17 protein-coding genes are annotated in these 16,055 nt (G+C 40.6%); 16 read left to right on the top strand and 1 reads right to left on the bottom strand.

Translation table 11 applies throughout. From position 1 onward, the window contains the following. Window positions 1-24 precede the first annotated feature (24 nt). From BMX30_RS18115 to BMX30_RS18075, 9 genes are all read left to right on the top strand, one after another. Window positions 25-1,698: a long-chain fatty acid--CoA ligase gene (locus BMX30_RS18115; protein ID WP_090748951.1), complete on the top strand. Its 1,674-nt coding sequence runs from the start codon at window positions 25-27 to the stop codon at window positions 1,696-1,698. Between the two features lie 62 nt (window positions 1,699-1,760). Next, a complete protein-coding gene (locus BMX30_RS18110) occupies window positions 1,761-2,627 on the top strand; it encodes a branched-chain amino acid ABC transporter permease (protein WP_090748949.1) in 867 nt (288 codons plus the stop codon). Continuing rightward, window positions 2,627-3,658, top strand: a complete 1,032-nt coding sequence (locus BMX30_RS18105; protein WP_090748946.1) for a branched-chain amino acid ABC transporter permease — start codon at window positions 2,627-2,629, stop codon at window positions 3,656-3,658. The genes BMX30_RS18110 and BMX30_RS18105 overlap by 1 nt, the downstream gene beginning before the upstream one ends. A gap of 14 nt (window positions 3,659-3,672) precedes the next feature. Next, window positions 3,673-4,437, top strand: a complete 765-nt coding sequence (locus BMX30_RS18100) for an ABC transporter ATP-binding protein (protein WP_090748944.1) — start codon at window positions 3,673-3,675, stop codon at window positions 4,435-4,437. Next, a complete protein-coding gene (locus BMX30_RS18095) occupies window positions 4,430-5,137 on the top strand; it encodes an ABC transporter ATP-binding protein (protein ID WP_090748942.1) in 708 nt (235 codons plus the stop codon). Before BMX30_RS18100 ends, BMX30_RS18095 begins: the two co-directional genes overlap by 8 nt. 111 nt (window positions 5,138-5,248) lie before the next feature. Further along, entirely contained in the window at window positions 5,249-6,457 is a 1,209-nt protein-coding gene (locus BMX30_RS18090; RefSeq protein WP_090748940.1) for an ABC transporter substrate-binding protein, read from the top strand. A gap of 511 nt (window positions 6,458-6,968) precedes the next feature. After that, on the top strand, window positions 6,969-7,565 hold the full coding sequence (locus BMX30_RS18085; RefSeq protein WP_090748938.1) for a nitroreductase family protein: 597 nt from the start codon (window positions 6,969-6,971) through the stop codon (window positions 7,563-7,565). Window positions 7,566-7,705: 140 nt separating this feature from the next. Then, window positions 7,706-8,260, top strand: a complete 555-nt coding sequence (locus BMX30_RS18080; RefSeq protein WP_090748937.1) for a DUF3231 family protein — start codon at window positions 7,706-7,708, stop codon at window positions 8,258-8,260. Window positions 8,261-8,569: 309 nt separating this feature from the next. Further along, the gene (locus BMX30_RS18075) at window positions 8,570-9,985 is read left to right on the top strand and encodes an MFS transporter (RefSeq protein WP_244532650.1); all 1,416 of its coding nucleotides are present in this window, start codon (window positions 8,570-8,572) and stop codon (window positions 9,983-9,985) included. A gap of 121 nt (window positions 9,986-10,106) precedes the next feature. Here the strand turns inward: BMX30_RS18075 and BMX30_RS18070 are convergent, their stop codons facing one another. Continuing rightward, window positions 10,107-10,673 carry a GNAT family N-acetyltransferase gene (locus tag BMX30_RS18070; protein ID WP_090748935.1) on the bottom strand — a complete coding sequence of 189 codons (567 nt, stop codon included), beginning with the start codon at window positions 10,671-10,673 and terminating at the stop codon, window positions 10,107-10,109. Between the two features lie 344 nt (window positions 10,674-11,017). Here BMX30_RS18070 and BMX30_RS24120 point away from each other — a divergent pair, with 344 nt between their 5' ends. The 7 genes from BMX30_RS24120 to BMX30_RS18035 all read left to right on the top strand — a co-directional run bounded on the left by BMX30_RS24120 (window position 11,018) and on the right by BMX30_RS18035 (window position 15,867). Continuing rightward, window positions 11,018-11,146 (top strand): hypothetical protein, encoded by a 129-nt coding sequence (locus BMX30_RS24120; RefSeq protein WP_280139985.1) that lies wholly within the window; start codon window positions 11,018-11,020, stop codon window positions 11,144-11,146. Between the two features lie 205 nt (window positions 11,147-11,351). Next, a complete protein-coding gene (gene nagB, locus BMX30_RS18065) occupies window positions 11,352-12,101 on the top strand; it encodes a glucosamine-6-phosphate deaminase (RefSeq protein ID WP_090748933.1) in 750 nt (249 codons plus the stop codon). A gap of 104 nt (window positions 12,102-12,205) precedes the next feature. Continuing rightward, entirely contained in the window at window positions 12,206-12,793 is a 588-nt protein-coding gene (locus tag BMX30_RS18060) for a histidine phosphatase family protein (protein WP_090748931.1), read from the top strand. A 397-nt stretch (window positions 12,794-13,190) separates the two neighbouring features. Then, entirely contained in the window at window positions 13,191-14,072 is an 882-nt protein-coding gene (locus BMX30_RS18050; RefSeq protein ID WP_170843929.1) for a gamma-glutamylcyclotransferase family protein, read from the top strand. A gap of 231 nt (window positions 14,073-14,303) precedes the next feature. Continuing rightward, window positions 14,304-14,894 (top strand): hypothetical protein, encoded by a 591-nt coding sequence (locus BMX30_RS18045; RefSeq protein ID WP_090748926.1) that lies wholly within the window; start codon window positions 14,304-14,306, stop codon window positions 14,892-14,894. Continuing rightward, window positions 14,891-15,085 carry a hypothetical protein gene (locus tag BMX30_RS18040; RefSeq protein WP_090748924.1) on the top strand — a complete coding sequence of 65 codons (195 nt, stop codon included), beginning with the start codon at window positions 14,891-14,893 and terminating at the stop codon, window positions 15,083-15,085. Before BMX30_RS18045 ends, BMX30_RS18040 begins: the two co-directional genes overlap by 4 nt. Before the next feature lie 116 nt (window positions 15,086-15,201). Then, window positions 15,202-15,867 (top strand): hypothetical protein, encoded by a 666-nt coding sequence (locus BMX30_RS18035; RefSeq protein WP_090748922.1) that lies wholly within the window; start codon window positions 15,202-15,204, stop codon window positions 15,865-15,867. Window positions 15,868-16,055: the final 188 nt, after the last annotated feature.

The raw sequence follows: 16,055 nt of genomic DNA, 5'->3' as shown, positions 1-16,055 counted from the left end.
TCTTTATAAAGGAGAGATGTATGTATGTTAACCCTTCATCATGATCATTGGCCAAACGTGCCGACATCTTTAAGCGTTCCGCAAACCTCGTTATATGAGAACCTCCAGGTCAGCGCTAGGAGATACCCAGAAAACCAGGCAATTTTGTATTACGGGAATAGCCTTACTTACCGAGAATTGGATGAGCAGGTGACAGCGCTTGCTGGTTATCTTCAAAATAAGCTAGGTGTTGCCAAAGGAGAAAAGGTTCTGCTGTTTATGCAAAACTCCCCGCAATTTGTGATTAGCTTTTACGCAATTTTAAGAGCTAATGCGGTGGTTGTGCCAATCAACCCAATGCTTACTGCCAATGAATTATCCTTCTACATTAAGGATGCGGAAATTCATACAGCCCTAGCTGGTCAAGAATTGTATGAAAAGGTCCAGCCGTTACTTGGTACGACTTCGCTTGAAAACGTGGTAATTGCCGCCTATTCGGATTATGCTGCGGAAGATTTCAAAGGAAATGTGCCACCAGAAGTTGATGCTAAGAGAGCGGTTCTGACAGAAACGGGACATCACTTATGGATGAATGCGATTGAAGCCAATCTTCAACCGGGTGAACATACGACTTCAGCCAAGGACCTTGCTGTTCTACCTTACACATCTGGAACAACAGGCCTGCCTAAAGGCTGTATGCATACGAATTATTCCGTACAAGCGAATACGGTTGGAGCGTTCCATTGGTCAAGTGTCTCGCCAAATTCCGTTCATCTGATGACGTTGCCATTGTTTCATGTGACAGGGATGGTTCACAGCATGCATATGCCAATCTATAGCGGTGGCACGATGGTAATTATGACAAGATGGAATCGTGAAACGGCCGTGGAATTGATTAAGCAAAATCAATGTACGCATTGGTGCGCAATTGCCACAATGATTGTCGATTTTGTTTCCAATTCGAAATTGAAGAAAGAAGATATTGCTTCATTAACTTACCTTTCTGGTGGCGGAGCTGCTTTGCCGGAAGCAGTCGGTGAGAAGTTGTACCAGTTGACTGGTCTCCGATTTATTGAAGGCTACGGACTATCTGAAACGATTGCGCAAACCCATTTTAATCCAGGCCATCGTCCAAAGATGCAGTGCTTAGGGGTACCATCGTTCGATGTGGACGCTAGGATTATCGAACCAGCCTCTCTAAAGGAACTTGGAGTAGGAGAAATTGGAGAAATTATCGTCAACGGACCTCAGGTCATGGTTGGCTATTATAATCGCGATGATGAAAACCGCGATTCGTTTATTGAATTAGGTGGAAAGACATTTTTCCGCACAGGTGATATTGGCCGATATGATGAGGAAGGTTATTTCTTCATTGTCGATCGTGTCAAACGGATGATCAATGCTTCGGGGTTTAAAGTATGGCCAACCGAAGTGGAATCATATCTCTACAAAAACCCAGCCATCCAACAGGCTTGCGTGGTAGGAGTGCCTGATCCCCGACGCGGTGAATCAGTCAAGGCGTTTGTGATTTTAAATGAAGATTATGTAGGCAAGGTCACAGAGGAAGAAATCATTGAGTGGGCAAAAGAACATATGGCTGCTTATAAATATCCACGTGAAGTGGAATTTAAACAGCAATTCCCAATGACAAGCAGCGGGAAAATCCTTTGGCGCCAGCTCCAAGATGAGGAAAGACAAAAAGCTGGGCAAACACAATAAAAAATAGAATTCATACAAAAGGGAATTTCCGCAGGTGAATTCATGCGAACAGGGGGAGAACAATGGATGTATTAATTCAGCAGCTGTTTAATGGTTTGACATTAGGTAGCGTATACAGTCTAGTCGCACTAGGTTTGACACTTGTTTATGGGATCTTACATATCCCGAACTTTGCCCATGGTGCTTTGTACATGGTCGGTGGTTATATTACTTTGACGATGATGACACAGGCAGGCTTAAACTATTGGATAGCAATTGTAGTATCGTGTGTTGTCGTTGGAGGTCTTGCTGTCCTTATGGAGAGATTGGTTTTCCATCCGCTCAGACATGCACCAGCGATTCATGATAAAATCGCGGCCATCGGAATCATGCTTTTCCTTGAAGCACTCGTGCAATTTGTTTGGGGAGCAGATTACCAGACAATGACATCTCCATACGGGCAGGTTGTCAACTTTGCAGGCGTTACCTTAACGATGCAACGATTATTGATTATCGTCGCTACAGTCGTTGTTATGGCCTTATTATACTTCTTCTTGAAGAAGACTTTTACGGGAGCGACCATCATTGCGATGTCGCAAAACCGTGAGGGAGCTAATCTTGTAGGGATCAATACGAATCGCGTCGCGATGCTTACGTTTTTAATCTCAGGTGCCTTGGCTGCAATCGCGGTTTCATTAGCTGCTCCTATTAATCTAGTATTCCCTGGGATGGGACATCTGGTCCTAACAAAGGCATTCGTTATCATCATCCTTGGTGGAATGGGAAGTATTCCAGGTGCAATTATGGGTGGTTACATTCTAGGGTTTACAGAGAGTCTAGGTGCTACTTATATTTCGAATGATTACAAAGACTTAATTGCGTTTGTTCTATTAGTACTCATCTTGACAATTAAACCGAATGGATTATTTCCAGCTAAGGGGGGACATTGATGGCTTCTATTTTTAAACAAAGGAATGTTATTGCAATTTTAATTCTCTTTGCAATCGTGTTCCCGTTCATAACCAATAATAATTACTTAATTCATATCATGACACTCGCCTTTATTTGGATGATCGCCGTATATGGTCTGAATCTTCTCGCAGGATATACGGGTTATCTATCGCTTGCACACGCTGGATTTTTCGCGATTGGAGCCTATTCGTTATCGTTGTTAACGACAAAGGCAGAGCTCAATTATTGGTTAGCCTTTGTATTAGCACTCATCATCACAAGTATATTAGGTTTGTTAGTCGGTTTGATCTCATTACGAACGAAGGAGCATTTCTTTGCGATTTACACGATGTGTGTGGGCTACATCATTTATCTTATTATTGATAAATGGGATAGCTTAACAGGTGGTATCCGTGGTTTGATTGGTATTCCAGGACCAGGAAACATTGGACCGATAACCTTTACAACACCAGTTTCAAATTATTATTTAGTCTTGTCCTTTTTATTACTCTCTATTTTAGTGATGTACCGAATCGTCCATTCCTTAACGGGAAGAACGTTTATCGCCATCCGTAATAGTGAAGATCTTGCCCAAACAATCGGAATTAATACGATGACTAACAAACTATTGGTGTTTGTCATTTCAACCTTCTTTGCCGGCCTTGCAGGTGCACTTTATGCATCGTTTATTCGCTTTATTGGTCCGGATATCGGCTACATTACCATTACATTCGATATTCTTACTTATTTGATAGTTGGCGGGATCGGGACATTGTCAGGACCTGTTATTGGGACGATTCTCATTGTATGGGTTTCCCAACAGCTACAATTTTTACAGGATTATAGAATGATGATCTTTGGTCCAATCCTTACTCTTTTGGTTATCTTTTATCCAAGGGGAATCTCAGGTGGATTTATTGAATGGAAGATGAAACGCCAGGCCAAAAAGCATCAAAAGCAAAATAAAAATCAAAATCAGCAAATGATCTCTACTCAGGAATCATCTGCTGCATCAAATAAAAACGGGTAAAGGAGGAAGATTATATGTTCTTGGAGACGAAGAATTTAACGAAGAGATTCGGCGGAAACACAGCCGTTAATAATGTAGACTTTGCTATCGAACAAGGGAAAATCAATGCCATCATCGGTCCAAACGGTGCAGGAAAATCGACCTTCTTTAACCTGATTAGCGGTTTCCATCCTCCTACCTCAGGCCAGGTCATTTTTAAGGGGAAAGACATTACAAAGCTACCATCAAATAAAATTGCAGAATTAGGTGTGGCTAGAACCTTCCAAACAACGAATCTATTTGATCAGGCGACTGTTCTTGATAATGTTATTGTTGGCCATCGCCTGCGAACAAAATCGAATCTATTTGATGCGATTTTACGAACGAAACGGTTAAAGCAGGAAGAAAAGCAATGTAAAGATAAGGCGATTGAGGTTCTCGAGTTTGTAGGATTGACAGATGTTGCTTATAAACTAGCAGGGAGCTTATCACAGGAAGAGAAAAAGCGGGTCGCGTTTGCACTAGGGTTAGCAACAGATCCGGAGATTATCTTCCTTGACGAACCAGCGGCTGGTGTGAATCCAGACGAAACCGAAGGCCTTGCATTGTTGATGCAGAAAATGGTTAAAAGTGGCGTGACCGTTTGTCTGATTGAACACAAGATGTCGATGATTATGAAGCTAGCAGATAAAATCATGGTGTTAAACTACGGGGAGAAAATTGCCGAGGGGACACCAGAGCAGATTAAAAATAATGATGCCGTTATTAAGGCTTACTTAGGGGGTAGCGCGAGTGCTTAAGGTTAATAATATTTCCGTTAAATATGGAAGCTTTGTGGCAATTCGCGATATCAATATCGAGGTAAACCAGGGTGAGATTGTCGTATTGCTTGGGGCGAATGGTGCAGGAAAGAGTACTACATTTAATACAATCAGTGGCCTGAACAAACCGTTTCAAGGCGACGTTGAGTTCGAAGGAAAGCGAATTGATAAACTTTCTGCAGACCGGATTGTGGCAGCAGGTATTGTTCAATGTGCGGAAGGAAGAAAGCTTTTCCCGGGGATGAGCGTTCTTGAAAATTTGAAAATGGGTGCTTATGTCCATCGTCGGAACAAGGCGCAAATCAAGCAAACAATGGACCATGTGTTCGAGCTGTTCCCCATTCTCGAACAGAAGAAAGATGATCCTGCTGGTTCCCTAAGTGGTGGGCAGCAGCAGATGGTGGCAATTGGCAGAGCCTTAATGGCAAAGCCAAAAGTGATGATGCTTGATGAGCCATCTGTAGGCCTTGCGCCGTTGATCGTTGAACAAATGTTTGGGGTTATTCAACAAATCAATAAAGAAGGCACGACCATCGTATTAGCCGAACAAAATGCCAACGCTGCCTTAAAAATTGCAACAAAAGGCTATGTATTTGAAAACGGTGAAGTGGTTGTCGAAGGAACATCGGAAGAGTTATTCACAAATGACAGTGTTAGAAAGGCCTACATTGGGGCGTAATCGCCCCTTGTAGGTTCAATAACTGAAAGGTGGTGAGGAACGGAGAGATTGTTGTGAACAATGGTTACTATTTTTATAAAAAATGAGAATGATATCCAAGGGGGAAAACAAATGAAAAAGCAAAAGTTCCGTTTCTTATCGTTTCTGTTAATTGCGTTCATGTTCCTATTAGCTGCTTGTAGTGGCGGTGGAAGCGAATCAACTTCTGGTGGAGATTCAGGTGAATCTGATTCAGGTGGCGGAGAAGGTACGGTTAATATCGGTTACACTGGACCATTAAGTGGACCAGCAGCGTTGTATGGTGAGCGTACCTTAAACGGTGTAAAAATGGCTGCCGAAGAAATTAATGAAGAAGGCGGAATTGATATCGATGGCAAGAAATACAAAGTAAACATTGTCTCTCTTGATGACAAATACTTGCCAAATGAAGCTGGTTCCAATGCAAAGCGTTTAATTCAAGAAAATGATACGCCAATCATCTTTACACCACATAGTGGTGGGATCTTTGCCCTACAGGTATTCAACCAAGTGGATAATTTCTTAATTGGTGCTTACTCAAGTGAGCCGAAAATTACTGAAGCTGGAAATACGTTAACTGTTCGTATCCCTCCTCGTTATGATGGATACCTTGCTCCATTCACAAAGTATCAAATGGAGCGTTTTGGTAAAAAGATTGCGTTCTTACCAACAGCTTCTCAATACGGAAAAGACTGGGCAGAAGCACTTGAGCCATACTGGGAAGAGCAAGGTGGAGAAATTGTCTATAACTCTTCCATCGACTTTACGAAGGATACTGACTTCTTCACGATTATTACAAATGCGTTAAAAGAAAATCCAGATGTATTGTTCGTTGGAGGAGCTTCTGAGCCAACAGCTAAAGTTGTAAAGCAAGCACGTGAGTTAGGTTTTGAAGGCGGCTTTATTATAATGGACCAAGCAAAGCTTGACGAGATGAAGCGTGTAACCGGTTCTTACGAGATGCTTGAAGGTTCAATCGGTGTTATGCCACTTGTAGACTCTGATGAAGCAGCTGTTCCTGATTATGTGAAAAAGTATAATGAAAAGTACGGGGAAGATCCAGGTTCTGAAGCAGGCTTAAACTACATTGGTATGTGGGCATTTGCTAAAGCTATGGAGGCAGCAAATTCCGTTGATGATCCAGCGAAAATTCGTGATCATATGCAAGATGGTCTAGACAATATTCCTGACTACGCACGTGTTTACGAAATTCCATCAATCGGTGACGATGGTGGATTTGAATCTACCTTAATCGTTGGTGCAATTGAAGATGGAAAAGTTGTTCCGATTCCAGCTGAATAAGTAAAACTAAAAAAGATGCCTATTCCACATTTTGTTGGAATAGGCATTTTTTTGTTTTGCACTTTAAATTACTATGTTGATAACCAAAATTCTTTTGAAACCATTTCCGCTTTTAGCACGGTTGGGTTAACAGTCGGTTTTCGTATGATTTATCTCAAGTGGGAAGAGTCTCAACATCGTGATGTTTATTGGGTGACTTGGACCGTTAACGATGGCTTTTGCATTATTGAGAACACGAAAAGAATCATTGGTTTGATATGCTGAAGAGAAAATTATGATTGGTTAAACCTGATACAGATTAGAGTAGGCATTTTTCACTGTAAAAACCTGTATATACACAACAGGGAATTCTTGTATAAAATTCTCCCTCATGGTTGCTCTAAACGGAGTTTTCTTTCGACAATGTTTTATAACAGTTATCATATTCGATTAGTAGGACTCATATAATTTAGTTACTTGCCTAAACTTCAGTACAAATAGAAAATCCTACTTTCAATGGAGGGGATTGTCAGTGGATGTTTTCGAGGCGATTAAATCAAGAAGAAGCAATGGTCTTGTTTCAGATAAACCGGTCCCAAAGGAGATAATAGATAAAATATTGGAAGCTGGCACCTGGGCGCCAAGCCATTTTAAAACCGAGCCGTGGAAGTTTTTTGTGTTAACAGGTGAAGGTAGATTAGCTCTCGGGAAAGTCCTTGCGGAAATTGCTAAGCGTGATATGGAGAATCCTTTGAGCGAAACAAATCAAAAAAAGCTTGAGAAAATCTGTGAAAAACCATTACGGGCACCAGTAGTGATGACGGTTGCGGTGGAACCGAATCTAAAATCAGAAAAAGTAATCATTCAGGAGGAATATGGAGCGGTGTATGCAGCGATTCAAAATATGCTGCTAGCTGCCCATGCGTTAGGCCTGGGGGGCTACTGGCGAACTGGGAAACCAACCTATGATCCGTTAATGAAAGAACTGTTTGGGTTGTCCGAAAAAGGTGAAGTACTGGGATTTCTTTATTTTGGATATACGAAAAGAGAAATGGCGGCTGGAAAAAGAAGACCATATGAAGAAGTAACTAAATGGTTAACCAGTAACAGTGATTTTGATGAGCTATAAAGGGGAAGGACTAACTTGAAGTTAGTCCTTCTTTCATGTTTAAGGGGTTCGCCTGGAACAAGTTAGTATTGGGTTTGTTTGTAAAAAATTTACATTATTTCACAAGAACGTGAGAAACCTAATTATAGGAGGTGAATGAAATGCCGAATCCATTTGAAGCGGTTTGGAATTTACTCAAAACATCGATTGACAACACGAATGAGCCGAAGACTCCACTACATGTGATGGAAGTTGGTGACTTCTGGAAATATGTGACGATGGTGGAAGAGTTTATCCGTTACGAGGAAATTGGACTAAATACAACTACGGATGATGAAGTAAGAGAAATGTTAACGGATGTGATTCGAATATGCGAATCACAAGTGAAAACGGTCAGTGAGTTCATGAGACAAGAAGGAATACCTTTACCTGATGTGACGTCTGCGAAACCTAAATCAGAATCAAAGGAAATCCCTTTAGGTGTTAAGCTAACCGATGATGAAATTGCAAATGGAATCACTTTTAAGTTAGTTAACTGTATGCAAGTATGCACCTTAGGGCAAGTGAACTCGATTCGGAATGATGTGGGGATGATGTGGCTGAAATTTTATTCAGAGTGGGTGACGTTTGGTACCACTCTGAAAACCTTGATGAGAAAACGTGGTTGGCTTAAAGTTCCTCCATATTATTATCCCCCTGGCTCGCCGACACAATAACTAGGAGAACGATAAAAGTGATGACTTGCTTCCGTTCAAATGGTAAATGTGGAAACCGAAGAGAGCAACGAAATATGGACGTTGCTCTTTTTATTGTCCTACTTGCAACCTAATGGTTTCTTTACGATTTAATCATAGGAAGGACACTTTGCTAAGTAGAATGAAATTAAAACGATGGTGATACGATTCTTTTCCTTCTCATGCTAATCAAGTCGAGTCCGCTCATAACCATTTCGGGCTAATTTACTGAATTTTCCTTATTATCCTGTTATGATAGTAGAGTTAGGAATATTTATAAAAGGAGGGGAGATGGCTGAAATGACAACTGTTGCAGAATCATTAAGTGTAGAATACCAACTATCTAAAGCGGAAAAACAGAAAATCATCTTCCTGATGTGTACGGTCTTATTGTTTTCAGTTATGAATGGAACGATGTTTATGATTGCTGTACCTGATATTGCACGATCGTTTGCGCTTTTGCCCTCACAAGTAAGTTGGGTGGTAACAGGTTACATCATTATTTATGCAATTGGGGCTCTAATGTATGGGAAATTAGCCGATATTTATCCATTAAAAAACTTGCTTACCATTGGACTCAGCTTGTTTGCAATAGGGTCAATTGTAGGTTTTTTTGCGCCAAATTATTCAGTGGTCATCCTTGCCCGGCTTATTCAGGCTTCGGGCGCTTCCTCAATTGTTGCGCTGGCTTTTATCGTGCCAACACGGTATTTTCCAGAAGCAAGGAGTAGAGTGCTAGGAATTGTCTCAAGTACTATGGCATTTGCCTCTGGAATTGGACCGGTCATCGGTGGATTTATTGCTGGTGCATTGAACTGGCAGTTCTTATTTTTAATATCGGTATTTGTAGTTATTACAATCCCATTTTTCCGGATTTGGATGCCTCAGGAGGAGAAAAAGGAAGGAAAAGTAGATATCCTCGGTGCCATGTTTATCGCGATTGCTGTCGCCACGCTTATCCTGTTCATCACGATGTTTGATTGGTATTACATAGTTGTTAGTATTGGATTTTTTAGCTTGTTTGCTTGGCGAATATTCACTAGTGAGATTCCATTTATCCGCCCAGATTTGTTTCGCAATGGCGCGTTTCGGACGACAATCATTTCGGGATTTTTTGCGATCATGACAATGTTTGGCATGATGTTTATGTTGCCACTTATGTTAAGTGAGGTAAATGGATTAAATACACTTTGGATTGGGCTTACGTTATTCCCAGGCGCTATGGCTGCGGCACTTACGGGCAAATGGGCCGGGGTTTTGACCGACTTACGCGGAAGCAAACCTGTCGTCTATCTTGCCTTTGCTTTGATGATCCTCGGTTTTTTTCTACTTTCCACGTTCATTGGCGGTCCTGGTTGGGTTATTAGTATCGTAGTGATTCTTAGTTATATCGCGTTTCCGTTTCTTCAAACGTCAACAGCAAATTTAATCTCATTCGCTCTCCCTCGAAATGAAATTGGAGTTGGGATGGGGATTTACAACCTGTTTAATTTTATGGCTGGAGCTTTTGGCGGTGCAATTATTGGTAGAGTGTTAGACTATGAAGTGGGTTTACGGATAAATCCCTTTTCGATTGCGGAAGGAACGGGTATCATCTATAGCAATGTGTTTGCAGGCTTGATTATAGTGACAGCTCTAAATGGAGGTTTCTTTTATCTAGCCTTGAGAAAAAATGAACTCATTAAAGAGGGATCAAGTGCAAATTGATGGCATTGTGTGCGGGTTTGAGCTTTTATTTAAATGCGTATCGCAGGGTGGTCTATATAAAGATAGGTGTTTTGGCCCTTTCCTAGGAATGGGCCAGTTTTATCTTTGGCGGTAAATCCAACTATATATTTTGGTTAAGTCGAAGCTTTTCTGTCCACTCGGTTTTTAATAAAGAAAACACATAGGCGTCATGGGATTGCTCATTCTGATAAAGATAGGCCCTTAGCAAACCTTCTTGAGTAAAGCCTAACTGTTTTAATAATTGAATTGAAGCTATATTTTGGGGGTATGTGATTGCGCCCATTCTAAATAAGTCCAACACATCAAAAGAATACTCTAATACTTCTTTAACCGCTTCGGTTGTAATCCCTTTTTGCCAGTGGGACGGATGCAATTCGTAGCCGACTTCAGCCTTTTTACTCCAAGTACTGAGGTTATTCAACCCCACTGTGCCAACAAAAACTCCCGAATCTTTTAATACCATTCCCCATCTAATCGACCTATTGTTTTCAAATCCATCTTGAAAGGATTGAATGATTTTTGAAGCGTCTTCAATCGTTTTCAAGCTACTCATGCCATAATATTCGGTTACTTCGTCTCTAGACATTATGTCGAAGTAGCTTTGAGTATCTGGTTTTGAAATCTGGACTAATTTTAATCGTTCTGTTTCTAATTCTGGAAAGGCCATTCCAATCCCCCTAAACAAAAGTTTTCTAACAAATTTGCTTGCATTTATTCGTTTATTGTTCGCTATCAGGGTGAAACATTCCTTTAAGATCCGTATGTTATTTTTTCAAATGGTCAAGTAGGGACAAGGAATGGAAAGATGGTAATTTTTAATCTTAAAAAATATTAGCATGTTGAGGGAAGTTTAAAATTTATCATTGTTTTGTCCAAAATCATTAGAAGTGGATTAGAAAGGGAGAATACTATGGAACGGAAACTGTGTACAGCCAATAAACTGTTAATAAAAAATATCTAAATCTATGCTGGAAAAGAAATGATTGAAACAGGCTAATCAAAAGGGTCGAAATGGGCTCGGTTCATGAAATAAAAGAGGACGGGCTTTTGGAGGAAATCGTCATCCATAAGAACTATAAAATCATCCGAGGTTTGATTTATGTCCATGTTCATGTTCATGGGGTGAATGTAAGCCAGTAGTCACGCGGTTAAGAATGTAATGGAGTTTGCGGATTGTACACTAGCAGATGCCGTTGAAATGGCGTCCGCAAATCCGGCTATGTAATTAAATCTTTTTGACCACAAAAGAAGCATTGCAGTAGGGAAGGGTGCGGACCTGGTTATCCTTGATGACAAGGATGATGTCTTTATGACTAAGCCTATAAAAAGGAGGAGATGGGAACAGATGAAACTAAAAGTAGTTGAAGATTATCAAGCCATGAGTAGAGCAGCAGCTGACTTAATCATTGATAAAGTTCGGATGAATCCAGAAATCACCCTTGGATTGGCGACTGGGGGTACACCAAAGGGGACCTATCAAAATCTGATTAAGGACCACCAGTTGAATGGCACCTCCTATGGGAGCGTAAAGACGTTTAACCTTGATGAGTACATCGGAATCCCTATCCGTGATCCGAACAGTTACCGTTATTATATGAATACCTATTTGTTTGACCATATTGATATCGATAAAAGCAACACTTTTGTACCCCGCGGCAATGCTGAGAATCCTACAGAGGAATGTGTACGTTACGAGAATAGTCTCCTTGTGCATGGGGGAGTGGATCTTCAGATACTTGGCATTGGCCGCAACGGCCATATAGGCTTTAATGAACCAGGCACGTCATTCTCATCGAAGACTCATATCGTCTCACTAGCACAAACAACAAGAGAAGCTAACTCCCGATATTTCCCTAGAATAGAAGACGTCCCCAAGCAGGCGATTACTATGGGAATTGGAACAATTATGAAAAGCAATGAAATCCTCCTCCTTATCTCAGGCGAGCGAAAACAAGAGGCTGTCAAACGGTTGCTCACTGGCGAGGTCCACGAGAGCTTTCCCGCTTCCATTTTAAATCAGCACCCGAACGTCACCGTAATTGTTGATCATGCGGCTTCAGCGCTGATCGAACCACACCTATTTTTAAAACTTTAAGATTTCTGAACTTTTATGGAATTGTTAATCAGATAAGAGGAATTGAAGGGGCGGCTGTTGAATAGATGTATCTTTCAATCGGAATTCCTAAAGGGGGCAATTATATGCAAATTCTATTAATTCGTCATGGGCAATCCGAGGCTGACCTACTTGACGTACATGAAGGAAGTGCGGATTATCCATTGACGGCAGAAGGTGTGCAACAAGCTAAACGAATGGCAGCTAGAGTGAAGCAGGAGTTTCCTCCTGAGTTTATTTGGGCGAGTACGTTTAAAAGGGCGAGTCAAACAGGATCCATTTTAGCTGAAATAACTGACTGTCCCATTCACTATCTACCCGAACTTCGCGAACATGAGAATGGGGATATGGCAGGGAAGCCCCTTCATGAAGTCCCCTTCCCATGGCATTTGCTTCCACATGAAAAGTTTGGCACCTATGGGGAATCTGCAATGGAGTTCCGTGCGCGCGGGGAACAGGTCTTTTCTGTTATCAAAGCAGCTAGTAAAGGATATGAAAGAATTGCGATTGTTTCCCATGGGGGTACGATTTCGAGAATCATTGAGAGTTTCTTAGGTTTGCCTTTTGTCCATGACGTCTTCTTTAGAACAGGTGATACGGGTATTCATCTGTTGGAGTATACGGAAAGAGGGAGACAGGTTGTTTTTTCAAATAGTACAAGCCACTTACAATGAAGTTAATGGCATTAGGGTGTGCGGGTTGACTACTGTTATCCAACGGGTTGCTAGTGATTCCAGATATTGTCTAATGGCAAGTGAATTGCAAATTTTGGCGAGTAAACCGGCGGAAGTGGCTAGTAAAGTGATTTTTCGACTAGTAAACAGGCAAAACCGGCAAGTAAAATTAGAAAAAATGGCTAGTAACATAGTTACTTTTAATTTTAGACAGTTCCAACTGCTCAATTCACGGTACTCTCGAGGGAATTGTCAACAAGAATATCGAATGTTCAAGCATAATAGAGATATTAGTACGGATTTGCTTCTGGATTCAGTAGCTTTTTCTTTGACAGTACTGTCACGCGAAATCAACTTTACTTTAGATAACTAATAAAAGCAGGAGATGATGTGGAAAATGAATGATACATACTACGTATTTGTTTACGGTACGTTGCGACAGCATGAGAGCAATCACCATTTATTAAAGAATGCGAGCTGCCTTTGGCGTCAGGCTTGGACGAATGGAATCCTTTATGACACTGGATATGGGTATCCAGGCTTGCTAGCAAGTACCACGAACAGAGTATATGGAGAAGTGTATGAAGTGAACGGAGAGCAACTCAAGCAACTGGATCTTTTAGAAGGATACGAAGAGGATGGGAAGAACAATCTATATGAAAGAATTATCCAAACGATTCACACTGATTCAGGACCGGTCGAAGCGTTTGTCTATCTTTATCTGCCAGCTCACGTCACAGAGTTGGAAGAAATAGTTTTTGGAGATTGGAAGTGTCGCCGCTATTTGAACCGGCAGGAATTCCTGTACTTTGCCTATGGGTCTTGCATGGACGATGAGCGCTTTAAGCTAGCTGGAGTTCATGAGCAGTTTGCTAGAGTAAAAGGGTGCGGGGTTGCGAGCAACTTCTCGCTGGCCTATTCGAGGAAATTCCATGATGGAGGCAGAGCCGACATGGTCGAAGAATCTACTGAAATGGTTGAGGGGAAAGTGTATCAAATTGAGCGGAAAACTTTAGACTACTTGTTTAAAAGAGAGGGGGTTCACTCTCAGATTTATCGACCTGCTTTTATTGATGTGATGATTGACGGGATATCATACAAAAACGTGTTAACATTTTTAGTAATCGATAAAGAGGAAGAGGTGGCCCCACCAGAACATTACTACACGGAGATTCTTCGCGGTGCTAAAGGCTTGGTTAGTAAGGATTATTATCAAAAGTTACAGGATGATTTAGAACAAAAGTTCCGAATTCAACTGAAGGTAGGAGAAGAAGGCTAAGGGGAACATTTAGAAAGGTGAAAATTGGAAATTAGTGGACTCTTCGTGTAAGGTAATAATATCGAAGGTTTATTGGGAATAGAAGTTTAATACTGGGGGTTATAATGTAAGAAAATCGATTAATTGTCTAATGTTTGGGTTGTTAGTTTTACTATTTTAGTGTTGAACTTCTCCAAATATTGGAACCGGAATACCTTTTAATTCGTACTTGTTTTTAAAGGGGGGAATAAAATGCTTTTCAACTATATTTTTTATGAAAATTCTAAACTAGTAAAAGCTCTCTTTATTATAGGGATTTTTTTATTTGTGGCAGGGTGTTCATCGGACGAAGTGGCCGTACCTGAGCCTAAAGATGAAAACATCATCAAAATTGAAAAGGTATTGAAATACACCTTCACTGGGCCGGATCAGGAACTGAAGGAGATTTGGAAATCGATAGAAAATGCAGTAATTGAAGCTGAAGAGGTTAAAGATTCATCTGTAGGAACGATTACGCCAAATCACCTAAATCAGTATTTAGCAGAACGGTTGAAGCCGTATTTTACCGAAGAGATGTATCATTCCTATATTTCCTCTTATGCGTTAACTTTTGTAACGAATGCTTACTGGAATGATGCTCAGTTAAAGGTGAACAACATCGATGTTCAGACTTCTGAAACAAAGAATCATATCTATGATTTCACTGCAGATGTACAGTATCAGCCAAAAGGAAGTGCAGCAGAAGTTTCAACGATAACAGGCCAAGCGAATATTAATGAGGATGGGAAAATAGCTGTTATCCTCATCCGAGCAAACAGCTTAATGGATGTTATACAGCAATGAAACTAGTAAAACGGATGAATAGAAAAGTAAGAGTGTTGATCGGGATTATAGGTAGCCTCGGTTTATGCATGTTTGGATTGTATAATGTTATAAATGAAAATCTATCATTCGGCCCTATTATTCTTGGAATTGGTGGTTTTATTGGACTATTCGGTGGGATTCTTGAACTGAAAAATATGAAAAGATCTTAAGCTAGCTTTCTAACATGAGCCAGGTATTCGGGGAGGACTAATAAGACATTATTGTATGTATCATAGGCAACTAAAAAAACAAAACCTTGAAGGTACTCCCTTGATGAAAGGATGCGTTGGACATCATTATAAATAAAAAACTTCTAGTATTTGCTGGTATTCTTTTTATTACCTCTACGGCATTAACCTTTCCTTTTCCGGATACCTATTTAAGCTCTAGGACGCTTACATCCATTTTTAATATTCCTATTACTACTATGGATGGGGTCAATACAATCGGGGTGTTTGGGTTACTTTTGCTAGTGGCGAGTTTATTATTGCTTGCGAAATCACTAGATAAGTATCGTGTTCGTTCAGTATTTGTTGCTATGATTCTATTTATGCTTATGCCCTACCTCCTTATATCTATTTACCAGCAAACAATTGCGACAGGTATTTACGCTGTTAACTATGAACTTGATTCTAGTCAATGTGAGTTTACTAGGGTTGATGCGAATACTGTAAATGGAGTATGTGAATTTTCGTTTACAAACAATAGTCGAAATGCTGTTGAATTTGGTGTGGAATTTTATGATGATTATTGGTATGAAGAGTCTGTCCAGACGGTTTCACTGATGAATACCGGTGCGCCATATAAGGTGGAATTAGCAGGGAAGGAAAAGAAAAGAGTGACGGTTGAGACAAACATAGATGTGTCAGAAGTAGAAAATCAGTTCGATCAAGCAAGTTCATATCAGGTTAATATAAAGATTCATGCAGAGAATGAAGAGAGAAAACTTTGATGAATGCAAGGGGACGGTTCTTCTGCTTCCAAATCGAGGAAGCAGAAGAACCGTCCCCTTGCTTCGTTTCACCCTTGCAATGCGTGGTACATCGTATTACAATTTAGGTGAGGAACCTCTGGCAAAGATTCCTTACAATGGATGGACGGGTCTTTGAATCGGTGAGAGATCGAATATCAAAATAGAAT

Origin of the sequence: Mesobacillus persicus, assembly GCF_900109925.1 — a bacterium.
Lineage (GTDB): Bacteria > Bacillota > Bacilli > Bacillales > Cytobacillaceae > Mesobacillus_B > Mesobacillus_B persicus.
This window is presented reverse-complemented; position numbering and strand designations above follow the sequence as displayed.